The 23,724-nt window shown below is 44.4% G+C and carries 22 protein-coding genes and 1 pseudogene; 4 read left to right on the top strand and 19 right to left on the bottom strand.

All coding sequences use genetic code 11. The features are described 5' to 3' along the window. Positions 1 to 114: 114 nt before the first annotated feature. A complete protein-coding gene (locus GLV98_RS14805; RefSeq protein WP_160916598.1) occupies positions 115 to 1,626 on the bottom strand; it encodes a malate:quinone oxidoreductase in 1,512 nt (503 codons plus the stop codon). A gap of 319 nt (positions 1,627 to 1,945) precedes the next feature. On the opposite strand from GLV98_RS14805, the gene GLV98_RS14800 reads away from it, so the two are divergent. Together GLV98_RS14800 and GLV98_RS14795 are read left to right on the top strand one after the other, a co-directional pair. Then, complete coding sequence (locus GLV98_RS14800; protein ID WP_160916596.1) at positions 1,946 to 3,019, top strand: serine hydrolase; 1,074 nt, start codon at positions 1,946 to 1,948, stop codon at positions 3,017 to 3,019. 64 nt (positions 3,020 to 3,083) lie between these two features. Then, positions 3,084 to 3,614 (top strand): hypothetical protein, encoded by a 531-nt coding sequence (locus tag GLV98_RS14795; RefSeq protein WP_160916594.1) that lies wholly within the window; start codon positions 3,084 to 3,086, stop codon positions 3,612 to 3,614. Positions 3,615 to 3,655: 41 nt separating this feature from the next. Here the strand turns inward: GLV98_RS14795 and GLV98_RS14790 are convergent, their stop codons facing one another. Then, complete coding sequence (locus GLV98_RS14790; protein ID WP_160916592.1) at positions 3,656 to 4,345, bottom strand: LrgB family protein; 690 nt, start codon at positions 4,343 to 4,345, stop codon at positions 3,656 to 3,658. Continuing rightward, positions 4,338 to 4,709 (bottom strand): CidA/LrgA family holin-like protein, encoded by a 372-nt coding sequence (locus GLV98_RS14785; RefSeq protein ID WP_160916590.1) that lies wholly within the window; start codon positions 4,707 to 4,709, stop codon positions 4,338 to 4,340. Before GLV98_RS14785 ends, GLV98_RS14790 begins: the two co-directional genes overlap by 8 nt. A gap of 377 nt (positions 4,710 to 5,086) precedes the next feature. On the opposite strand from GLV98_RS14785, the gene GLV98_RS14780 reads away from it, so the two are divergent. Then, positions 5,087 to 6,160: a hypothetical protein gene (locus tag GLV98_RS14780; protein ID WP_160916588.1), complete on the top strand. Its 1,074-nt coding sequence runs from the start codon at positions 5,087 to 5,089 to the stop codon at positions 6,158 to 6,160. Positions 6,161 to 6,299: 139 nt separating this feature from the next. Here GLV98_RS14780 and GLV98_RS14775 read toward each other — a convergent pair whose 3' ends face one another. The 6 genes from GLV98_RS14775 to rlmH form a co-directional block, all read right to left on the bottom strand. Continuing rightward, positions 6,300 to 7,121, bottom strand: a complete 822-nt coding sequence (locus tag GLV98_RS14775; RefSeq protein ID WP_160916586.1) for a carbohydrate ABC transporter permease — start codon at positions 7,119 to 7,121, stop codon at positions 6,300 to 6,302. Between the two features lie 12 nt (positions 7,122 to 7,133). Then, positions 7,134 to 7,976: a carbohydrate ABC transporter permease gene (locus tag GLV98_RS14770; protein ID WP_237417154.1), complete on the bottom strand. Its 843-nt coding sequence runs from the start codon at positions 7,974 to 7,976 to the stop codon at positions 7,134 to 7,136. Positions 7,977 to 8,168: 192 nt separating this feature from the next. Next, complete coding sequence (locus GLV98_RS14765; RefSeq protein ID WP_160916584.1) at positions 8,169 to 9,449, bottom strand: ABC transporter substrate-binding protein; 1,281 nt, start codon at positions 9,447 to 9,449, stop codon at positions 8,169 to 8,171. Between the two features lie 22 nt (positions 9,450 to 9,471). Continuing rightward, positions 9,472 to 11,586 carry an amylo-alpha-1,6-glucosidase gene (locus GLV98_RS14760; RefSeq protein WP_160916582.1) on the bottom strand — a complete coding sequence of 705 codons (2,115 nt, stop codon included), beginning with the start codon at positions 11,584 to 11,586 and terminating at the stop codon, positions 9,472 to 9,474. 84 nt (positions 11,587 to 11,670) lie between these two features. Then, positions 11,671 to 12,684, bottom strand: coding sequence for a LacI family DNA-binding transcriptional regulator (locus GLV98_RS14755; protein WP_160916579.1), 1,014 nt, complete (start codon positions 12,682 to 12,684; stop codon positions 11,671 to 11,673). Positions 12,685 to 12,973: 289 nt separating this feature from the next. Then, positions 12,974 to 13,453 (bottom strand): 23S rRNA (pseudouridine(1915)-N(3))-methyltransferase RlmH, encoded by a 480-nt coding sequence (gene rlmH / locus GLV98_RS14750; RefSeq protein WP_160916577.1) that lies wholly within the window; start codon positions 13,451 to 13,453, stop codon positions 12,974 to 12,976. A 164-nt stretch (positions 13,454 to 13,617) separates the two neighbouring features. On the opposite strand from rlmH, the gene GLV98_RS14745 reads away from it, so the two are divergent. Beyond that, positions 13,618 to 13,923 carry a hypothetical protein gene (locus GLV98_RS14745; RefSeq protein ID WP_160916575.1) on the top strand — a complete coding sequence of 102 codons (306 nt, stop codon included), beginning with the start codon at positions 13,618 to 13,620 and terminating at the stop codon, positions 13,921 to 13,923. Between the two features lie 109 nt (positions 13,924 to 14,032). Here the strand turns inward: GLV98_RS14745 and GLV98_RS14740 are convergent, their stop codons facing one another. From GLV98_RS14740 to GLV98_RS20400, 10 genes and pseudogenes are all read right to left on the bottom strand, one after another. Continuing rightward, the gene (locus GLV98_RS14740) at positions 14,033 to 15,325 is read right to left on the bottom strand and encodes a GntP family permease (protein WP_160916573.1); all 1,293 of its coding nucleotides are present in this window, start codon (positions 15,323 to 15,325) and stop codon (positions 14,033 to 14,035) included. 18 nt (positions 15,326 to 15,343) lie between these two features. Further along, on the bottom strand, positions 15,344 to 16,522 hold the full coding sequence (locus GLV98_RS14735; RefSeq protein WP_160916571.1) for a thiolase family protein: 1,179 nt from the start codon (positions 16,520 to 16,522) through the stop codon (positions 15,344 to 15,346). Positions 16,523 to 16,540: 18 nt separating this feature from the next. Then, complete coding sequence (locus GLV98_RS14730; protein ID WP_160916569.1) at positions 16,541 to 17,317, bottom strand: 3-hydroxybutyrate dehydrogenase; 777 nt, start codon at positions 17,315 to 17,317, stop codon at positions 16,541 to 16,543. Positions 17,318 to 17,329: 12 nt separating this feature from the next. Then, positions 17,330 to 18,010, bottom strand: coding sequence for a 3-oxoacid CoA-transferase subunit B (locus GLV98_RS14725; protein WP_160916567.1), 681 nt, complete (start codon positions 18,008 to 18,010; stop codon positions 17,330 to 17,332). Positions 18,011 to 18,028: 18 nt separating this feature from the next. Next, on the bottom strand, positions 18,029 to 18,724 hold the full coding sequence (locus GLV98_RS14720; protein ID WP_160916565.1) for a CoA transferase subunit A: 696 nt from the start codon (positions 18,722 to 18,724) through the stop codon (positions 18,029 to 18,031). A 205-nt stretch (positions 18,725 to 18,929) separates the two neighbouring features. Beyond that, the gene (locus GLV98_RS14715) at positions 18,930 to 20,294 is read right to left on the bottom strand and encodes a sigma-54 interaction domain-containing protein (protein WP_202410070.1); all 1,365 of its coding nucleotides are present in this window, start codon (positions 20,292 to 20,294) and stop codon (positions 18,930 to 18,932) included. Between the two features lie 163 nt (positions 20,295 to 20,457). After that, the gene (locus GLV98_RS14710; RefSeq protein WP_160916563.1) at positions 20,458 to 21,732 is read right to left on the bottom strand and encodes a M48 family metalloprotease; all 1,275 of its coding nucleotides are present in this window, start codon (positions 21,730 to 21,732) and stop codon (positions 20,458 to 20,460) included. 66 nt (positions 21,733 to 21,798) lie between these two features. Next, entirely contained in the window at positions 21,799 to 22,266 is a 468-nt protein-coding gene (locus GLV98_RS14705) for an NUDIX hydrolase (protein ID WP_160916561.1), read from the bottom strand. 186 nt (positions 22,267 to 22,452) lie between these two features. After that, entirely contained in the window at positions 22,453 to 23,259 is an 807-nt protein-coding gene (locus tag GLV98_RS14700; protein WP_423785016.1) for an endonuclease I family protein, read from the bottom strand. Further along, positions 23,239 to 23,556 (bottom strand): annotated as a pseudogene (locus tag GLV98_RS20400) (DUF6359 domain-containing protein); the annotation flags it as partial. The gene GLV98_RS14700 and the pseudogene GLV98_RS20400, both read right to left, overlap by 21 nt. Positions 23,557 to 23,724: the final 168 nt, after the last annotated feature.

Here is a 23,724-nt window from a genome sequence, read left to right as displayed (position 1 = left end):
TTAGAGGCATTGAATGGGATTTACAGGACATTGAACTCATTTAGAGGATTAACCAAAAAGAAAATAAAAAAAGTGCCCTCCCACCTGTGTGGAATAAGGCACTTTTCATTGCATTTAGATATTCACAGGACTCTCTTCCTGCTCCTCCGTCAACCCAAGTGTCTCTTCTGTGGTCGCATGAATGTCACGGATCAATTCTGGATTTTCAACCAATGATTTCCCATAAGAAGGTATCATTTCTTTAATCTTAGGCTCCCATTCCTTCAGCTGCTCTGGGAAACATCTTCCCATCAGCTCTAGCATGACCGAAACCGCTGTTGATGCTCCTGGCGAGGCACCAAGCAAAGCTGCAATGGATCCGTCGGAGGAGCTGACGACTTCTGTTCCGAATTGAAGCGTTCCTTTTCCTCCGCCCTCAGTATCCTTAATGACCTGCACGCGCTGCCCTGCGGTGACGAGATCCCAATCTTCTGCTTTTGCGGTCGGGATAAATTCTCGTAGCTCTTCCAGGCGCTTTTCTTTCGATTGGATCACCTGCTCAATGAGATACTTCGTCAACGAAACATTTTTCACGCCTGCTGCGACCATTGTAGTTAGGTTATCCTTTTGAACGGACGTAATCAAATCAAGCAACGATCCTGTTTTCAAAAATTTCGGTGAGAAGCCTGCGAATGGCCCGAAAAGTAAACTTTCCTTGCCGTCGATGAAGCGTGTATCCAGGTGTGGCACAGACATCGGTGGTGCACCGACTTTCGCTTTTCCATACACTTTGGCACGGTGTTCGGCGATCACTTCCGGGTTGTTGCACACCATAAATAGACCGCTGACAGGGAAACCACCAATCTGTTTCGATTCAGGAATTCCCGTTTTTTGAAGCAAGTGCAGACTTCCTCCTCCTCCGCCGATAAAGACGAAGTTGGACTTGTGGAATTCAATCTTATCGTTTTGAAGGTCGCGTACTTTCACTTCCCAAGATTCGTCTTCTGCACGCTTGATATCCTCTACGCTGTGCTTGTAGTTGATTTCAAGGTCTTCTTTTTCCAAGTGATCGAACATCTTACGCGTCAATGAACCGAAGTTCACATCCGTCCCCGTATCGATCTTCGTTGCCGCGATGGGTTCTGTGATCGTCCGGTTCTTCATGATCAGCGGAATCCACTCTTCCAGTTTGTCTGGATCATCAGAAAATTCCATGTCCTTGAACAACGGGTTCGCAACCATGGTATTAAAGCGCTTTCTCAGGAATTCAACATTTTTCTCTCCCTGAACAAAACTCATGTGGGGCAATGGCATAATGAAATCATTCGGGTTACTGATCCGATTGTTTTTTACGAGATAAGACCAAAATTGCTTGGAGACTTGAAACTGTTCATTTACTTTAATGGCTTTTGTCATATCGATGGAACCATCAGGCTTTTCATTCGTGTAGTTCAGCTCACAAAGGGCTGCATGGCCTGTGCCTGCATTGTTCCAAACGTTCGAACTCTCTTCCCCTGCACTTCCAAGCCTTTCAAACACGCGAATGTTCCAGTCCGGCACCAATTCTTTAAGCAAAGATCCTAATGTCGCACTCATGATCCCTGCACCAATTAAAATCACATCTGTCTTCGAGTATGTTTTGCTCATTCCCTTTCATTCTCCCTATTATCAGTTATTTTTATCTATGTTCAGTGTATCACTATTATCAAAAAATTAAAATATTTGGAAGCCCTTCCGGACAGGAATTCCGAGGGTCTTTTTCCATCCAGGAAAGAAAAACATCGCACCTTCAGCCTATTCAAAGAAAGGCCGTGGTGTTCGGCACTACGCTGCCTCAAATTCTTTTTCAAAGTGACAGCAAGGTCCGCCTCCCAAATGGAAAAATGAAACAAATATCAAAAATAAACGTAGATACAAAAAGGAGTACAAGTACGAACCGCATATAATTTGGAGAGGAGACTTGCCTATGACCGATCTATTCATTCCAGTAGGGGTAGCGATTTCCTTAACTGCCATTGTCTTATGGAAATTTCTTTATAACAATACAGAAATGGTCATGAAGTATGCTGAGAAAAGAAAAGAGAAAAAAGACGTCTCACTGATCATTAAACGCAACGATGAACCGATCATTTCCATCAACCCCCATACAGTTCTACCTTTAGCAAGTACCGTGAAAATTATCATTGCAATTGCATTTGCAAAACAAGTGAGCGATAACAAAATTGATGAAAATGCTTGGGTTCCCAAAGAAGAACTTGTGAAATTCTATATGGAAGGGACAGATGGCGGTGCCCACAAGCAATGGGTTCGGGCCAATTCCGACAAAGACCAGTACACCTTAAAAGAAATTGCGATTGGGATGATTGCCTACAGCTCAAACGCCAACACAGAATTCCTTATGAATTATCTGGGCTTAGAGGCTATCAACCTTTTACCGACGTCTCTTCATTTGGATAGTCATACACCCATTTTCCCTATTGTCTCATCCCTGTACATCCCGTCCTATATTGAATCCACGGAGGAGATTACAGATAAAAATGATCTTCTAACAAGATTAAAGGGCATGTCCAGAAAGGAATATATCGACTGTTCTCTGGAGATTCACGAGCATTTAGCTGCGAACGAAAAAAGAGGATATATGGACAAAGTGAAGCTGGATGTGGAGTTCCAAAAAATATGGTCCGACCGATTACCCGCAGCATCAGCGCAAGACTATTTGTCCCTCATGCAGATGATCAATCGTAGAAAATCTTTTGATGATCAGATGCAGCGTTGTATCGAAGAGATCCTAGGTTATGCTTTGTACATACATAAAGCAAACAGGAAGTGGATCGACCACGGCGGGATGAAAGGAGGATCGACCTTATTTGTTTTCACACATGCTTCCTATACAACAGATAAAGAAGGAAATCAGACGGAGGTGGTGTTCTTAGCCAACAACTTGAACGTCTTAAGTTCTAGAAAACTGCAAAGGAACTTTAACTCCTTTTTGCTTAACGTTTTAACCAACCAGGAGTTTAGAAAGAAAATAAGTTCTTGAGGAGTAAAACTTATAAGGAATAGATGACGATTATTCTTGAAGAAACAGGGCAGGAGGAAATCCATTGGACTTGATCGCCTGGATGATTGTTGCAAGTGAAATCGGCTTTTGGGTTGTGATCATCGCAGGATTGGGGACGCGTTACATTTTCAAAAAGAAAAAAACAGGCCTGTTGTTACTCGCTTTAACCCCACTCATTGATTTGATCTTACTTGTAACAACAAGTGTGCACCTGTGGAACGGGGCTGAGGCCACAATTGCCCATGCGGTTGCCGCCGTCTATATTGGTGTATCGGTCGCCTTCGGTAAAAGCATGATTGAATGGGCGGATGTCCGTTTCCAATATTACATCACAAAAGAAGGGCCCCGACCTAAGAAATTTTCCGGGATCCCCCATGCGAAGCACTACTTTAAAAGCTGGCTGCAGCATGTGCTCGCCTATTTAATTGGAGCCATATTTCTAGTAAGCCTGATCTTTCTCATCGGCGATCCTTCACGCACTGAAGCACTCTCCAATGCATGGAAGCTTTGGACGGTTGTCCTCGGTGTCGACCTTCTCATTGCCATCAGTCATTTCATATGGCCGAAAAAATGAAAAAGTGTCTGCGCTCTGAGGAATAGAGGCAGACACTTTTTTCACATGAATAGTAACGTTAACCCCGGAGCGAGGACCGAAACGATGACAGCACTCAATACCATCGCAATTGTACTGACAGATCCTTCAAGCGGATCCCGCTCCATAGACGTTGCCGTCCCAATCGCATGCGAAGCACTCCCCATCCCCACCCCTTTTCCAAGCGGGTGGGTTAAACGGGCATAGCGCATCACCATAGGATGGATCAGTACCCCACCGATGCCTGCAATCATGACAAAAACAGCAGCAAGCGGCATAACACCACCGCTTGATTCCGCAATTGACATCGCGACAGGCGTCGTGACCGATTTCGGAACGATCGAGTGGATGATCAACTCACTGAAGCCCGCCCACTTACTGAGTAAAAGTCCAGAGGTCACTCCGATAAAGGCACCTACCGAAGTTCCTACTAAGATTGGTAGGAGCATTCTTTTCAAAAGGTCACGATACTGGTAAAGCGGGAAAGCAAGCGCGACGACCGCCGGACCAAGCAAATGATCGATCCACTTGCCGCCAAGCATATACGTATCATAGGTAAGGCCGAACCACAGTAATAGAATAATGATGGTTACGGTCGACACGATAATCGGGGCCGTGTAGATGCGGCGAAATCTGCGATAAACGAACAAGGCCCCTTGATAGATAAAAATCGTCAAGATGATGATGACCGAAGCCATAAGAAAACTATTCATGGGCAGCCTCCCTCCTTCTTGCCATCCATTGGGCGACGAAGCCTGAGATACCCATCACCAATGCCGTACTCAATAAGCCGATGAGAACTAACAAAACTCCTTTTCCTTCAAAAACATACGCATAGCTCATGACCCCAACCGTTGCCGGTATGAAAAAGAACGGAAGATGTTTGATCATGAACCCCACGCCCTGTTTGAACCAAAATTCGGGGACGAGTTTGAGAGACAGGAGTGCAAACAAGATAACCAGGCCGATGACGCTGCCTGGGATGAATAGGTTGAATGTATTTTGTATGAGTGTTCCGAATAGATAGATGATATATAATCCGGTGATTTGCAGAATGATAGTGACTGCTTTTGACACGTGTGATCCTTCTTTCTAGTTGTGAGATGGAAGATTTCTTCCTTTATTATATAGGAATGTGAACAGCATACAAAAATACTGCTCCCTAGTTGGGATGTGCACAGGAAATCATTTTACTATAAAAATACTGTCCCGTGCATCAGGTACTGAATCACTTTAACATGATGTACAATCTTTAAATCATACGCTCCAAAAACTCCTCATCTCAAACATCCGAACTCATCTTAATACTCCTGTCACCAAAACATAAAAACACTTCTTTATATTTCTTTTTCATTCTTATGACATGTGCCATGGATCAGGAACACTATGTTAGTATTCTTCTATATTGTACCTTAAAAACCAATCTTTTCTGTTAAAAGGAAGTGTATGACATCATGAAAAAAATCATCCAACTGCTGCTCGCAGCCCTACTAATTGCTCTTCTTGGAGCCTGTGCGGAGCAGACTTCAGAAGAGGCAGAAGAAGCCCCTAAAAAAGAAACGACACCAGAACTAAAAAAGGACCCGGAGCCGCCTTATCAAGCGTTAGAGCCCTCTGAAGACGCCGTCCCTCTCAAGGAACGCTTGTCCAAAGAAGAACTTACCAATATGCCAAAACAAGAGCTTGCCCTCGGCGGTAACCCTAAACGTTCTGTCCCTGTCGGTGAAACGCTTGCCAAGGGTATGGAAGATAAATCGAACGGTCCGCTGAAGGATTACAGGCTCGTTGCTTATTACGGTACCCCTCAATCGGAAAACATGGGGATTCTGGGCACGATGGAGCCGGAGAAATTTATGAAAGAACTTAAGGAACAGGCGCAGGCCTACTCGGATGCTGACCCTGACCGGCCGGCGATTCCCACCATTGAGCTAATTACGACTATGGCCCAACGCGACCCGGGCCCTGAGGGTACATACGTAAGTAAGCTCCCAGATGAAATGATTGAGGAGTATGTAAAACTTGCAGAAAAACACGATGCGCTTGTTATTCTAGATATCCAGCTCGGCACGGATACGGTGATGAACCAGGTGAAAAGCATTGAGAAATGGTTGAAACACCCGAACGTTCATTTAGCGATCGACACCGAATTCCAAGTCGATGAAGGCGAAGTACCAGGTGAGAATCTCGGCCAGGTCGATGGAGAAGAAATTCAAAAAGCCGTTGAATACCTTTCCAAGCTGACGGAGAAAAATAATCTACCTGATAAATTTGTCCTTGTCCACCAGTTCACGGAACATGTGCTGACTAATAAAGAAGCAATTCAACCGACAGACAATGTTGAAGTGGCTTTGAACTTCGACGGTTGGGGTTCTTCGATTGATAAAATGGCGCTTTATAAAAAATATGTACGCGACACTCCTTCCCAGTATGGAGGTTTTAAAGTTTTCTATGATAAGGATCAGCCAGTGATGACACCGGAAGAAGTGGTGAAGCTAGATCCGAGTCCTGCGATAGTAAATTATCAATAATAAAAAGTGCCTGTTACTCATTAAGAGAACAAGGCACTTTTTTTCTGTGTTGCTAGAGAAACTAACAGAGTTCAGAAACGAAACTCTTACTTTCACTTTGTAAATATTCCCCGTGTGATGGGGATTAAAAGATTTGGAGTTATTTTCCACCTGTAAACGTGACACCTTTAATGAAGTAACGGTTAAAGAACGCATAAATCAGTAAGGAGGGAATCGTCATAAGCGTCGATGCTGCCATAATTAAATTCCAAAAACTAATGTACTGACCTTTGAAAGTATTCAACCCTAAAGTTAGTGTAAACATCTCTTCATCTGACATGATGATTAGCGGTCTCATAAAGTCATTCCAAGAAGACATGAAAATGAAAACCGCCTGCGCAGCGAGCGCGGGTTTTGCTAATGGCATGACAATTTTGAAAAACGTACCAATCCGACTAAGTCCATCCATTTGAGCCGCTTCCTCAAGTTCTTTCGGGAAGTTCAAGAAGAACTGCCTCATCATAAATATGAAAGTGGCATTAACCATACCTGGGATGATCAATCCTTGATAGGTATTTAGCCAACCGAACATCTTTAAAATTAGGTAACTAGGAATCAAGGTTACTTGGAATGGAATCATGAGAACCACAAGGATTAGGAAAAACCAAAATTTACGGCCTGCAAATTTAATTCTTGCCAATGCGTATCCGGCCATGGAGTTAAAAATAATGTTCAAGAAAACCATACAAGCCGTGATAAAAATGGAGTTGAACATCCACCTTAGAAATAAAGGCTCTTGGGAAAAGATTTGAATATAGTTATCAAGAGTGAAAGTTTCTGGTAAAAATGTAATGCCTGATACGATCTCTTCCAAGGATTTGAAGGAAGAAAGAATCGCCCACAAAAATGGAATGAATGTAATGACCGCGTATAAGATTAAAATGGTGTAAATAAAAGGCTTGGAAAATAGACGTTTCTTCATCTCTGAACCCCCTTAGTCATGAAGCTTCTCTTCACCAAAGAATTTCTTCTGAATCAATGTAACCACCATGATGATAATTGCCAGGATAACTGCGAGCGCTGATGCATATCCCATATCGAGAGACTTAAAGGCATACTGATAAATGAGCAGCACAATCGTCAATGTCGAGTTATTCGGTCCGCCGGATCCTCCGGAGAAGATATAGGACTGATCAAAGAGCTGGAATGTACCTATGACCCCCATGACGACAACAAAAAAAGTGACAGGTTTCAATATTGGGATAGTGATGTAGATGAATTTTTGCCACCAGTTCGCACCGTCGATGGTCGCTGCTTCATAAACAGAATCAGAGATATCCTGCATAGCCGCTAAGTAAATGACCATAAAGAAAGGAGCCGTGGCCCAAATATTCATAATCATAATAGACTTTAGAGCAATGCTTGGGTCGGCTAGCCAATTATAAGTAGGCATTTGTAAAAAAGCTAAAATGGTATTGATAAGCCCGTCAGGATTATACATCCACATGAAAATAATGGTGAGAACAGCGGATGATGTTACCGTCGGTAAAAAGAAAATAATTCGGAATGCGTTTTTCCCACGGATATTAGAATTAAGTGCAGCAGCTAATAGTAAGGCTAAACAAGTTTGAACAGGTACCACAATAAAGACATATTCCGCGGTGTTCTTGAGTGCAATCATGGCCCGGTCATCATCAAACGACCTTGTATAATTATCGAGTCCGATAAATTCGTACCCTATGCCTCCGAGCAATTGAACATCATTAAAGGATAAATACAAAGCATATAAAATAGGGATGACAACAAAAATACCGATCGTGAAGATCGTAGGGCTCATAAACAAGTATCCCGAAAACCCTTCTTTAAATGCCTTCGACCTCACTTTTTTCGGCCTTCTTGGTTGTTTCTTTTGTTTGGAACCTCTTTTCTGAAAAACTTGAGAATGATCCTCTTTTTTCATCGGATCCATGTTGACACCTCTTTCCTGATATAAATGTAAGAGGGAACTTGAGCAGTCCCCTCTTCCCCATTAATTAGAAGACTCAATTTCTTTATTGGCCGTGTCTTGAGCTTTTTGCATCGCTTCCTCTAATGTTTGTTCGCCAAGGAGTGCACTAATAAATTGGTTATCAAAGTTTGTCATAATCGTAGGCAGGTTCTTACCTGCTTGCCATGGTTGTGCGTAAGATGCTCCTTCTACAAATGACTGGCGAAGGGGATCTTCATCATAACCAAGCTTTTCTGCTACAGATTTACGCGTAGGCAGTGCAAACCCTTTGCTTGTCCATGTTTCCATACCTTCTTTACCTGTTAGGTAAGAGATTAATTCCCACGATGCTTCTTTCACTTCGGATTGTTTGTTCATTACGTAAGCAACAGTAAAAGCGGCTGTTGCTTTCTCTCCATTGATGGTCGGCAATTCCGCCGTAGTAAAGTTTAAGTCACTGAAATTATCCTCTAAGAACGGGATCGTCCAATTCCCTTCAATAACCATGGCCGCTTTTCCTTGGCCAAACATGTCGCCTCCCCAATCTGTACCTACGTCAGAAGGTAAGCCGGCACTCTGATCCTCTTGGTACATTTCAATGACAGGTTTTAGGGAAGCAATTGCCTCTTCACTTGCGAAAGCTGCTTTCCCATTGTCATCAACAACTTGTCCGCCATAAGGTTGGAACTTATAAAATTGTCGTGCCAGTTCTTTAGACAAACCAAGACCGAATCGCTCAGGCTGCCCATCTCCGTCTTCATCCACCGTTAACTTTTCTGCATACTCTCCAAGTTCTTCCCATGTTTCTGGAGGACCTTCGAGACCAGCTTCTTCAAGTGCTGTTTCATTATAAAATAAAGACAATGTTGAGAAATCCTTTGGAAAACCGTATTGGGTTCCATCTACTTTGAACGCATTCAGAAGCGGCTCTTCAAAGTCCTCTATATCGAAATCTTCACTTACGTAGTCGTCCAAAGGCTCTAGGACTCCTGTATCAATGAGTGATGGGGCTTCTAATGCATCCAGATAAAAGACATCAGCGGCCTCCCCGCCTACCAATCTTGTTTTAGTAACGTCCATATACTGATCAGCAATCACTTCGTGCTTCACTTCAATATCAGGGTGTTTTTCTTCAAAGGAGGCGATGGTTTCTTTCAATAATTTTTCCTCTTCAGGTGTAGAACCCCAACCGGCTAGTTCAACAACCGTTTTTCCATCCTCATTTTCTCCTCCTCCAGAAGATTCACTGCTGCATCCAACGAGAGCTGTTCCTAACAGCATGCTTGAAACCCCTACAGCCGCCAACATTTTATTGATTTTCATATCCATCAATCCCTCCGTTTTTTTAAGCATTAACACTCACATGTTCTGCTTTTTCAATAAGGAAACCCGTTGTATTCTTATGAATGTCGACTTGATGTCCACTTGAATCTTGTCTCACTTCCAAAGATAGATATCCATCCCCGAGTGGTAGATTCTCCAGGCTCAGGTCACTCATTTCAGGTAATAATTTTGGATGAATAGCTAATTGGTTATTTTCAATATTTGGATACAAACCAAGCATCGTTCTAACGAAAGTAAGTGCTGTGCCAGCCGCCCATGCTTGTGGAGAACAGGCTACTGGATAAGGGACCGGCGTACCTTCTTCCCTGCTGTATCCACAAAAAAGTTCAGGGAGTCTTTGATTTTCAAAAGATTGGGAAGATTCAATCAGGCCTGAAATCACCTTGTTCGCTTGTTCATTACCTTTCAACAGCCCCATTCCCAACAAAATCATACTGTTATCATGAGGCCAGACGCTTCCGTCATGATAGCTAATCGGGTTGTAGGCCGCTTCCCCTTCCCCCATGGTACGAATGCCATATCCAGAGAACATTGCAGGGGAAACGAGCATGTCCATTACCTTTTGCGCTCTTTCTTCCTTCAACATACCGGAAAATAAGACATGTCCGGGATTAGATGTAAGTGTCCCCACTTGATCTTTATTTTTATCTAAAGCAATGGCATAGAACTCTTTATCTTCCATCCAAAAAGCATTTTCAAAGTTTTCCCTAAGTGATTCCGCTTGTTTACACAATGCTTTTGCTTTTTCTTCTTGATTATTTGCTTCATAGACCTGTGCCAAGCCTGCTTTTGCTTGATACACATATCCTTGTACCTCTGCAAGAGCAATTGGGGATTCTGCAAAGTCTCCGTTTCTATGAACGACCGAATCAGCAGAATCCTTCCAACCTTGGTTAGCAATTCCTTTTGATGATTCCTGGTGGTACTCTATAAAACCATCTCCATCCCTGTCCCCATATAAATCAATCCAATCAAGGGCAGCTTCAATGGTTGGTTCTAATTCTTCAAAGAGCTGCATGTCCTTGTACCAATGGACATATTCAGCAACTAGAATGAGGAACAGAGGCGTCGAATCGATGGATCCATAATATGGAGTAAATGGAACTTGGTTTGTGTTTGCAAGCTCACCGTAACGTACTTCATGCATGATTTTCCCTGGTTCTTCATCTCTCCAGGAATCTTTCTTTGTACCTTGATAGTGAGCCATCGTCCTAAGCGTCCCTCGTACGATTTCCGGTTGGAAAGGAAGCATTTGTAAGGCAGCAATTAAACTATCTCTCCCAAAAGGAACTCCAAACCATGGCAAACCAGCTACAAAGAAAGGTCCATGACCTACATCGGTCGATAAGGCCTGCAAATCCTGAATTCCCCTGTCCAGGAGGTTTTGCAGTGGTTTATATTCTGTAGATATCTTGGTAACGCTTTCATTCCAATTTTTATAATTCTCTTTAAGCCCCTTATAAGCTTGGGCCCAATCGTGCACTTCCACTTTCTCTTCTGCCAATGTAGGAAGGATAGAAAAAGTAAGATCTTTTACCTCGTCATGGTCCAACTCAATCGGTACTTGGATCGTTTGGTCGTTTACGTTTGCATTCACTTGTTCATTCCAGGCAATTCTAGTATTTCTCTTAATGTCATCCGCCCCAATGTATGAAAAAACTAAATCATTAGCCGTTTGGGTAACTCCTAATTTCTTGCCAGTCGTCCCATTCTGAAAACCTCGAACAATAAACATGTCAGAGAAATCAACATCCAGGGAAAGTTCGACCGTGAATTTCACCTTTTTGGGATTATAGTTCCTTAAAGTAATCCTGTCGTATAGAACATCACTATGAATGAAACGATGTCTCTTTATTTCTATGGATTCCCGCCACAATTCTATTTCCTCGTCTTTTTCTATGTGAGGGTTTGTCAGTAACATTGTAGACTCATAGGTTTCACCTGGTTCTGATTTTAAGAGGATAGGCTCTTCTCCATTTATCGTTAGCTTCATTTCACTGAGAAAGCGGGTATCTTTCTTGTACAGCCCCAGTCCATACTTATGATTGAGTGGGATGTCCCCCTTCTGATCCGTCAACAAAAATAATTCATTATCCTTCAAAACACGATATTCCATCATCTCATCCTCCTAACCGAAACGTTTTGGGTTTTAAATAAAAAATATATCCGAAACGTTTCGGAATTTCTCGAAAAAAATTTACTATTTACATCTTTTTGTTGTTTTTCTCACCTTTAATTCATTATCAATCAACTGAACCCTTTTTTCATCTGTCTGGTGAAGGATTTTCAAAAGCAAATCAGCAGCTTCATAACCCATGCGGAAAGTATCCTGAGCAATCGTTGTTAAGGCTGGAGTTACATATGAAGCCAGAGTAATATCATCATAGCCGACAATGGATAAGTCATCAGGAACTCTCTTACCAAGTTCAAATGCCGCTCTCATGACACCTAAAGCCATTAAATCACTAGCACAAAAGATGGCGGTAATTTCAGGGCTATCTACGAGCAGATGATAGGCTACCTCTTCTGCCTTTAACTCCGTGAACTCACCATTCACTATCCATTCGGAGTGGATATCCAAACCTTCTTCCACCATGCCAAGTTCGAACCCTTTTCTTCGTTCTTTACTTACATAAGCCTGATCATGACCATTAATCATAGCAATATTGATATGTCCTAATTCAGCTAAATGCCGGATTGCTTTCATAGAACCGTCTACGTTGTCCGTCGAGACATAACCTGTATGTTCATTTTCCACGGGGACATCGATCAAGACACAAGGAATGTTACTATCAAAGATTTCAATTAAGTATGGGTCATCTTTCTTAATTCCTTGTACAATAACTCCATCCACTCGCCGTTCACGACACAATTGGGCATATGTTTTTTCCTTCTGTTTCGATGTCGTGGTATTGAATAAAACCAAGTCATACCCCATCGATCCACAGTATTCATTGATTCCAGTTAACACATCAAAGACGATATTATCTTTCGCACCATCTCTCGATAATCCCGAGACTAAAAGTCCAATCGTTTTCGTATGTTTCATCACAAGACTTCTTGCCAAGGCATTCGGGCTGTATTCAATTTCTTTAGCAATTTGTTCAATCCGTTTTCTAGTATCTGCATTTACATCCGAATAACCATTCAATGCTCTTGAAACGGTAGTAACGGATACTCCTGCTAGTTTTGCAATGTCTTTTATTGTAGCCATTATTTGTCTCCTAAGATCCTTTCCAAAACGTTTTGGATTTTAACTTGAGTTTAGTTTACACATGATGAAAGCGTTTTACAACCCTATTTACATAAAAAAGGACATTCTTTTCTAATATTATTTTTATTCAAATTCGGCATTCCCCAATGGGTATAGGTATTTATTAAGAGTGTAGAGAAATTAAAATCACCTTCCCCTACAACACCTTCGCCCGTAAGGAAACCCAGAATTCTGTTTCACATTATGTCTCATCTGTCCTAAACTATTTATTGCATTTCTTGAATTACCATTATTTATGGTACGGTTCATTCCGTATGATCTTGAAAGCCCTGTACACCTGCTCCACCAACATCAAACGCATCAATTGGTGAGGGAACGTCAAATTCGAAAACGACAACCCAAAATCACTCCGATTGAGCACCTCATCACTTAAGCCAAGCGAACCACCGATCACAAACGCCACTTTACTCTTCCCGTACGTCGCAAGCTCGTCCATTTTCTTCGCAAGCTTCTCAGACGTCAACTGCTTTCCTTCGATTTCCAGTGTGATGACGTATGTATCTTGGGATATTTTCGAAAGGATGCGTTCGCCTTCTTTTTGCTTCACTTCAACCATTTGTGCTTCACTCAAATTTTCCGGCGCTTTTTCATCGGGGACTTCAACAACATCTACTTTCGCATAAGGACCCAAACGCTTCACGTACTCCGCTATCCCCTGCTTCAAATACTTTTCCTTCAACTTCCCAACACTGACTATCGTAATCTTCATCCTGTATTCCTCCGTATCGCTTCATTTGTCTCTAGTGTACCACGAAGTGGATTTCCATAATTAGGTGTACCAGGTCATACATATTTTGGAATTTATTCATAACCTGCCACCCCAGACATAGACTGAGATGGTAAGCCATTAATTCCTAAAGAGGAGATGACGGCATGAGTGATTTCAAAAAGAACAACGACTCTAGGGAAAATGAGCAGGCAGACAAGAAAGATGATGGTTTTGTAAAAGGGGTCTCCAAAGAAGCCAATGACTTCATTCATAATACGGTCGACACTTCGGGTAAGATTATCAAGTCGATTACGGGTGAAGGCGGTCTGATTGGGAAAACGCTGGATTCTTCCGGCAATATTGTTAAGAAAGCTTCTGAGAAAGGGTCAGATGTCATCGGAAAGACCGTGGACAATTCCTCCAAAGCTTTTAAATCAATCAAAGACAAGACGTTCAACAGAAAGAAATAGATCGCACCCCAAGGAATCCGTTTTTACCGGGTTCCTTTTTTTATCATAAACAGACCAGTTCATCCAATATATGGATGACCTGGTCTGTTAAATAAATGTTATTCAACTCTTAAAGAATGCCAATTGTGTTCAACAAAATAACGAATGCTACAGAGATCACTGGAATAAGAACAGCAACAACAAAGATATCCTTATAGCTGTCTTTGTGCGTCATTCCTGTAATGGCAAACAGCGTCAAAACCGCTCCGTTATGCGGAAGCGCATCAAGTCCGCCTGAGGATAGAGAAGCAACACGGTGGAAAGCTTCCGGGCTGATGCCTGTATTCATAGCGATTTCATAGTATTTGGATCCGAGCGCTTCAAGTGCTATTCCCATACCGCCGGATGCGGAACCGGTTGCACCAGCGAGCACGTTAACAGCGATCGCTTCTGAGATCAATGGATTTCCTTTGATGCCCATCAGCAATTGTGTCAGATTGGCGAAGCCTGGGACTTCTCGTACGACTGTACCAAAGCCGACTGCGGCACTCGTGTTGATGATGGCGATGACGGAACCTCCCGCTCCACTGTTCATGGATGGGATGAACTTCTTGTACATCGTCACGTTCAGAAGCATGATGAGCACGATTCCTGAAATCAAAGCAGTGACGACGTCCCATTCTAATAGATTCAATGTAAGAAGAACCGTTAATAATGGCAAAAGGGACAGGAAGAAGTTCGGCGTTTTGTCCGGTTGTTCGTCTTCTTTCTTCTCTTTCTTTTCTTTTGGTTCGGTGAATACCTCTCCTTGAGCGACGAGTTTTTTCTCACGCCACCTCAGGTAAAAGTAACCTCCGCCGCCCATGATGATGGCTGCGATGATACCCATGACAGGGGCTGCCATTGCATCCGTCTGAAAGTATTCCATCGGGATCAAGTTCTGGATTTGCGGGGAACCTGGCAAGGCTGTCATTGTAAATGTAAACGCACCTAAAGCGACCGTTGCGGGAATCAGCTTTCGGCTGATGTTCGCTTCACGGAAAAGGGATAGGGCCAATGGATAGACCGCGAAAACAACAACAAACAGACTGACTCCGCCGTATGTCAGAACGGCAGCAGATACGAGCACCCCTAGAATGGCCCGCTGGGTACCAATCAATTTTGTAAGGGCGACTGCGACAGACCGGGCCATCCCCGTGTCTTCCATCAATTTCCCGAAGATGGCTCCGAGCATGAAGACCGGGAACCAGTCTTTGGCGAAGGCGACGAATCCACCCATGTATGTATCTTTGTAGGCTTCGAGTAAATCGAGACCGCCGGTGAGGGCGACGACACCAGCTGCGATGGGCGCCACCCAGATGATCGACCAGCCTAAGTAGGCGAGGGCCATCAATACGGCAAGTCCGAGAAAAATTCCGAGCATGGTTTTTCCTCCTTAGGTTTATTGAGTCTCGACGACCATGGCGATGCCTTGACCGCCGCCGATGCATAGCGATGCGACGCCGTAACGTCCACCTCTGCGTTTGAGTTCCTTGATCATCGTGTACAGGACACGTGTGCCGCTTACGCCGATTGGATGACCGAGGGCGATGGCTCCACCGTTGACGTTCACTTTATCACGGTCGAGTCCCAGTTCTTTTTCAACGGCAAGATATTGCGATGCGAACGCTTCGTTCACTTCTACAAGATCCATATCATCAAGCGAAAGCTCTGCTTTTTCCAATGCCTGACGAATCGCTGGTGCAGGACCAATACCCATGTATTCAGGCTCCACGCCTGCAACGGACCAGGAAAGGATTTTGGCAATCGGCTGAACATTGTGATCACTCACGTAATTCTCACTTGCCAAAACAACGGCACCTGCGCCGTCATTGATGCCACTTGCGTTTCCACCAGTTACTGTACCGTCCTTTTTGAAGGCAGGCTTGAGCTTGGATAAGGATTCAGGGTTGGTATCTTCACGGATATGCTCATCTTGATCGACTACTTTTGTACCTTTCCGTGTCTTAATCTCAACAGGAACGATTTCATCCGCAAACTTTCCAGTGGAACGGGCTTCCGCTGCACGCTTGTGACTACGTGTGGCATACTCATCCTGCTGTTCTCTTGAAATTTCGTATTTCTGCGCAAGATTTTCACCGGTCACACCCATTCCTGCGCCGATGTACTCATCCGTCAAAGCCGCCCACAACATGTCATCGATTTTCGGTGTACCGAGCTTCGTGCCAAAACGGCTGCCGCGCATGGCATGCGGTGCAAGACTCATGCTTTCCACACCACCAGCTAAAGCCGTTTCCCCTTCACCAAGCTGAATCGACTGGGCAGCCGATATAACGGATTGCATGCCAGATCCGCACAAACGGTTGACCGCAAGAGCCGGACTTGTGTGCGGGACACCTGTTTTTAAGGAAATGTGGCGCGCTAAGTAAGGTGCGTTTTGGGAAGAATGAATGACATTACCCATGATGGTGAGATCAATATGTTCTGCAGAAATGCCGCTTCGCTTGAGGGCTTCTTTACTTGCTGTCACTCCTAAATCGGTCGGATCGACGTCCTTCAAGGCGCCGCCAAACGTACCGAACGGAGTGCGTGCCCCTTCTATGATATACACTGGTTTCATGTAAAAATCCCCTTTCGTTTATTGAGCCGTATAACCGCCATCGATGACGACTGCTTGACCCGTGACTCCGTTGGCTTTGTTGCTTGCAAGGAACAGCGTATAATCCGCGATTTCCTGAACAGACAAAAGACGTTTTTGCGGAACAAGCGGGTAGATGACTTCTTCCAGTGCCTTTTCTAAAGAAACGCCACGGTTTTTAGCCAGATCCTCCAGCTGATTCCTTACAAGTGGTGTGTCGACGTAACCCGGACAGACCGCATTGACGGTGATTCCGTCTTCCGCACCTTCAAGAGCCGTCACTTTCGTCAGACCGATGACGCCGTGTTTGGCACTGTTATAAGCAGACTTGCCGGCGAATCCGATCAGGCCGTTGATGGACGCCATGTTGATGATGCGGCCGAAGCCTTGTTTTTTCATAATTGGGAAAGCGTGTTTCGTCGCCATGAACGGGGCAACCAGCATGATCTTTGTGATTAATTCGAATTTCTCGGTCGGGAAATCTTCAATGGATGCGACGTGCTGCAGACCGGCGTTGTTGACGAGCACATCCAAACGGCCGAATTGTTCTACCGTTTCGTCGATCGCACTTTGGATCTGTTCTTCTTTCGTCACGTCACAGACGAGTCCGATCGCCTGCAGACCTTCTTGGTTCAGACGATCCGCCGCTTCATTCACTTTTTCTTCGTTAATATCGCTGAGCGCTACTTTCGCGCCGTTACGAGCAAATTCGGTTCCGATTTCGTAGCCGATTCCGCTTGCTCCACCTGTAATGAATACCACTTTATTTTCAACCATTGGTCTTCCTCCTTATTTGCTGGACGGCATTTTTAAAAGTTCGTCACTGATGATGAGATCCGCTTCTGTCTGTGCTTTGATTTCGTCCACTGTCCATCCTTCTGCAATCTCGACAAGCTTCAAACCTTCATCCGTCACGTCCATGACAGCACGGTCCGTGATGATACGGTCGACGACGCCTTTTCCTGTCAGCGGCAGTTTACATTCCTTCAAAATTTTCGGGTCCCCGTGTTTGTTGACGTGATCCATAATGATAACGACCTTTTTCGAACCGTGGACGATGTCCATCGCCCCGCCCATACCTTTGATCATTTTTCCTGGTATCATCCAGTTTGCAAGGTCACCGTTTTCTGCCACTTCCATGCCGCCTAAAATCGCTAAATCAAGATGCTCCCCACGGATCATGGCAAACGATTCTGCACTGTCGCAGTAGGCGGCACCAACAGACGCCGTTACCGTTTCTTTACCTGCATTAATCAAATCCGGATCGACTTCATGCTCATAAGGGGAGCGTCCGATGCCCAAGAGTCCATTTTCTGACTGAAGCACGACTTCTTTATCCGGCTGGATGTAATTCGCGACCATTGTCGGCATGCCGATTCCGAGGTTTACGTAGTAACCGCTTTCAATTTCCTGCTCAGCTCGTCTGGCAATCATTTCACGGATTGCCGCTTTGTCTTTTTGTACTGCCATTGTTCATCTACCTCCTATTTATGCTTCTGCTTTTACCGTATAACGTTCAATGCGCTTCTCCTGCTGCCCTTCGATGAGCCCTTGCACGTAAATGCCCGGCGTATGGATCGCGTCTGCTTCGAGTTCACCCGGCTCGACGAGTTCTTCGACTTCTGCAATCGTCACGGCACCTGCTGCTGCCATCATCGGGTTGAAGTTGCGTGCTGTTTTGTTGTACACAAGATTACCGTGACGGTCTCCTCTAAACGCACGGACGAGACTGAAGTCTGCCGTCAATCCTTCTTGTAAAAGGTATTCCTTACCGTCGAAGGTGCGTACCTCTTTGCCTTCTGCTATTGGCGTACCGACTCCTGCTGGTGTGTAGAAGGCCGGGATGCCAGCTCCGCCTGCACGGATTTTCTCAGCAAGCGTTCCTTGTGGTGTCAGCTCAACTTCAAGCTCACCTGCAAGTACCTGACGCTCGAATTCTTTGTTTTCCCCGACATACGAGCCAATCATTTTATCAATCTGTTTATTTTTCAAAAGTAGTCCAAGACCCCAATCGTCGACACCACAGTTGTTAGAAATAACCGTCAAATGCTTTACGTTCGATTCGACAAGGGCGAGAATCAAATTCTCCGGAATCCCGACGAGCCCGAATCCTCCTACCATAATCGTTGAATGATCCTTTATATCTTTCACAGCTTCATGAAATGATGAATAAATTTGTTTCATGAGTCTTCACACTCCCTTCACCCTTTTACATGCAAGTTTCATGCCAACTTCACGGTATTGTAGCATCAAGGATTTTGAATCTTTTGTGAAATATCTTTTTCGGATTTCCGGAATACAGCGCGTTCGTTTTATGAAAACCCTTACATAAACGCACGAAAAAAAACCATTCCGGAATTTCGGAATGGTTTCCTGAATTCTGGAATGGTTAGAGATTGTACTTTTTCAATTTATCATAGAGGCTTGTTTTTCCGATGCCAAGCCGCTTCGCCGCCACACTTTTATCACCATCGGTTTCTCTCAGCACTTTTTGGATGGCTTGTTTTTCGGTTTGCTCGACAATTTGTTTCAAGGTTTCTGCCTCCTGTACAGGGGCGGATTCCTTTTGAAGATGAGAAGGAAGGTCCTCATAATGAACCGTTTCCCCGTCGGTCATATGCACCGCTGATTCGATGACATTTTCAAGCTCACGGACATTCCCCGGCCAGCGGTATTTGTAAAAGACATCCTCGACCGCTTTCGAAAACTCTTCCACACGTTTACCTGTACGGTCGGAGATTTTCTGTAATAAATATTTGGAGAGAATTTTGATGTCCCCACGTCTCGTTCTGAGAGGGGGAATATCAATCTGGACGACATTGATCCGGTAAAAAAGGTCCTCACGGAAACGCTGTTCCTGAATCATTTCCTCCAGCGACTGGTTGGTCGCAGCGATGATGCGGACGTCCACCTCCTGCGGGTGAACCGCTCCAACCGCTTCGATTTCCCCTTCCTGGAGAGCACGCAAGATTTTCACCTGCGCTCTTAGCGGCATGTCTCCAATTTCATCAAGGAAAAGCGTTCCGCCATGGGCAAGTTGGAACTTCCCGGGCTTGCCGCCTTTTTTCGCACCCGTAAACGCCCCTTCCTGATAGCCGAACAGCTCGGCTTCAATAAGGTCTTCAGGGATTGCTGCACAATTCACCTTCACAAAAGGCTTTGTGCTCCGCTCACTGAGGTGATGGATACTGTGAGCGAACAGCTCTTTCCCTGTGCCGCTCTCTCCGCGCAAAAGAACAGAGACATCGCTGTGTGCGGTTTTGCGTATTTTTTCCTTTAACTGCAGGACATCCGGCGAACTCGTAATGATGTCATGCAGAGAATACTTGGCTCCGTTCTGCTGCTGCATTTGATTGCGGTAGGTTTCAAGCTCAAGAAGCAGATCCTTGATATGGGTGTTCATGATTTTCCATTCATCCGTGTCACGGAAAAGAACCATACCGAGCGCACCGATCACCTTGCCGTTTTCCCAGAGTGGAATGCGATGGGCGATCATATAATCGCCACGGATTTGCTGAAGGTCGGCCATTTCTTCTTCTCCCGTATCCGCAACGATATGCATACGCGTATTTTCAATGACGTCCGTCACATGCTTCCCTTTCACGGTCGTTTGATCCACATCAATGAAACGGCAGTAACTTTCATTCATGTAAGAAATGCAGCCCTCCCGATCGACGACGACAATACAATGTTCCACATTCCCAAACAACGTCTCAAGCACTTGATTCCGGTAATCCTCAAGCATAGAAAGCATCCCATACCCTCCTCTTTCTTCCTATTTAATATGATAACGTTTACAAAATCATTTATTAAGAGTTTATCAGAATACCCCCTCACATACTAGATACAACCTAAAAAATGCCACACCAGGTCATCCAGAATATGGATGACCTGGTGTGGCAGATATTGTAAGTCTATTATTCTTCTTTTACATCAATGCCTTGATAGGATTCAAGCATATGGATGCGCTCCATCATCGTCGGGTGTCCGTAGCGTAAATATTTAACGAGCGCAGGTGGGTGAACGTCGCTCAAACCGTTCACGGTAAGCTCCTGGAACGAACCTATTGCCGCATCCGGATCCTGGGTCATTTCAATCGCGTACTGGTCAGCATCTGTTTCGGCATTCCTTGATATGGCAAGCTCCACTGGACTGGATAAGAACGAAAGCATCGTCAGGATAAGAAAGAACATCGGTAAACTGGCGATATCGGATACGTTCGTAAACCCCAGCCTTTCTCCCCATCTGCGCGTTGCGTATCGTAATAAATGGTAGGTGAAATAAAGTCCAAAGAACGTCGCGACAATGACCCCGGCTAAATTCCAATACAAGTGGTTCATGACATAGTGGCCGATTTCATGCGCCATAATGAACAGCACTTCATTTTCCTCAAGACGGTTCAGTGTGGTATCCCACAGTACGATGCGCAAATTCGATCCAATGCCGTTCACATAGGCATTCATGCTGTTCGTCTTCTCAGACATATTCACTTCATACACCCGGTCTGCAGGAACGTCTGCTTCATCCGCAAGCGCGAGGATTTTCTCTTCCAACTGTTTATCTTGCAGCTCAGTGAAGTCGTTGTAAAGTGGATCGATGACGACCGGCTGTAAGTACATCATAAAAAATAAAAACGGAATCATGAGCACCCAGGCAATCAGCCACCAGCGCTTTTCGAACTTTTTTATAAGAAAATAAAGGACGGTGATGAGAAGCGCCATGATGATGAACCCAATCCAAAATCCAATCAGCTCATCACGCATCCAGCTGGAAAAGCTTTGTGTGGAAATACCATATTTCACAGACAGCCACCGTCTCGCATAATCCAAAGGAAATAAAAGAATCGTCGTCAACGTTTGTAGCAGTAAAACGAAAAGTGGAATTTGAATGATACGGAAACGGGAAATTTGCTTGCCGAAATTTTTAAAAACTACGGAGGCACCGAAGATCATTACACCAAGGTAGATGATCCACTCGAGCGGCTCCCCGAGAAAAGATAAGAAGTTCTTATACCGCGAATACTCCTGGCTCAGCTCCAGCTCTTTTTCCGTCATGAACGTTGTGGGATCCGCAGCCGTTCCTTCATAGGCTGGCGGCACACCGACATCTGTCCACTGGAAAAAATAAAGGCCTAGCAAAAGACCATAAATGGCATACAACACGATCGTCCATGTGACGAACTTTTTCTTCACTTCCCCACCTCCGAAAAAATAGGACTCGTACCATTGTACGAGCTTATGTGAGCAACTAGAACTCTCTTACCCTTTCACAACGAGATGCGATGTTTCACATGGAACATTCGTTAATGCCTTTCCGAGAAAAGGCGGTCGGACTTCAATATTTTCTATATCCTCTATCGGAATCCATTGATAGATCAGCCGCTCCTCTTCAAGGCCATGGAACGATCCTTCTCTAAATTTCGGCTCCTTTGTGTTTAATAAATAGTAGAAAGCCACCTCATGCATGTCATCCCCACGATGTTCAAAAAACGTCTCCGCCATCCATACGGTTCGCTCCACCTCGACGTCAAACCCAAGCTCTTCTTTCATTTCTCTGACAATTGTATCTTCAGAAGCTTCTCCAAGTTCAATGCCTCCGCCAGGAAGCGCCCAATAGGAATCATCCACCTGTTTATGTAAAAGCACATGATCGTTTTCCATTAATATACCTGCCGCTCTATAGTTGAACCGTTGCCCCTCCACCTTAAACCGAACATCCCTTGCCATCCAATCCCCTCCTAAAAATCTCATATCTTATAAACTACTCCACCCCAAAACCAAATTCCTGCAACGATGGAATAACACTACCAGATATTGTTGTACCTATTGTTGTACCAGGTCATACAGATATTGGAATTTGAATCCGTAATAAAACCGGACCATAATCGTGGTCCGGTTCTTGTCTTGATTCTTTTACCATATCTGTTCAACGTATTCTGGGTGGTCAATGAATGGATTTCGATTTCCCTGGTAATCATTGAATATGACTTCATTTCGGTTTCGTTCAAAGTCGTCGACAGGATCCTGTGCATGCCATTGCTTCAATACGGAAAGCTTCCCTAAGTATGGACCGCTCGTCCCTACATAATCAGCAATTTCTAAATCCAATTCCCCCTGGTCCCCTTCATAACGGACATCCATATAAAAAATCATTCGTGCGACGTCCCCTTTGACCGCGTCGCGAGGTTCCCAGGAATCCCCGTCATAATAAGTGCCTGGCGCTTCATAAAAAGCGGATCCCCCTTCATCAAAATCCAGATTTCCGCGAGCCGAATTGACGGTTACATCCGTCGGACGGAGGTGATGGATATCTGTCCCCGCCCCCATCGACGTTCCGAAATCTCCATGAGACTTCGCCCAGACATGCTCACGGTTCCAGTCATCGACATAACCACCGTTATCATACTTACTGTAGGATTTTCCAGAGTACAAAAGCAACACATTGTTCGAGTTGGATGGATCTTCATCTGTATGTCGCAGCGCATCCCAGACGTTGGAATAAGAAAGCTCGGTGTGGTCGTCAATGATGTCATGCAACGACTGTTTCAATGCATAACCGGACAGACCTTCCGCACCTTGATAGTAGCTTCCCGTGTATGTACCACCGTCGTCCTCTCCCCCATCATTGGATGAAACTTTAGATATCGATGTCACATATTCAATTCCTTGGTGAGCGAAATAATCATCCCTTGTACCATTCACTCTGATTTTCGTACCCATCAACCCAGGGTTATTTTGCAGTCCATATTCACTACGATATTCTGAATCTAACTTCACAAAAATCATGTCGTCCACCTGGGTTTCATAAGCATCATCGGCTACCGCTAAAGCATAATTACTCGTAAAGTTGCTCTGCTCGACCGTATCAATACTTACAGGAACCCCTACGATGTACCCTTCTACCGTTATGTCTGAACCATTCGATGTGTACAGAGCTTCTTGTACAGTTATGGTACTAGCTGCAGCGACACCATAAGCAGACAAAAGAAAGACTAGACTAAAAACGAAACCGAACATTCTCTTCAAATGAAGCACTCCCTTGATATTAGAAATTAGACCTTCGCCTATCTCTTCCATGCGGGATCATAATTTCCTTCAGCTAATCACAAAATTAATACAAACCTCACAGACGATTAACACAGCATATATAAACTTTCCAAAATATGTATGACCTGGTCAAACAAT

Origin of the sequence: Halobacillus litoralis (genome assembly GCF_009856415.1) — a bacterium.
Lineage (GTDB): Bacteria > Bacillota > Bacilli > Bacillales > Halobacillaceae > Halobacillus > Halobacillus litoralis_C.
The sequence above is the reverse complement of the archived record's forward strand: the minus strand, read 5'-3'. Positions and strand labels throughout refer to the sequence as shown.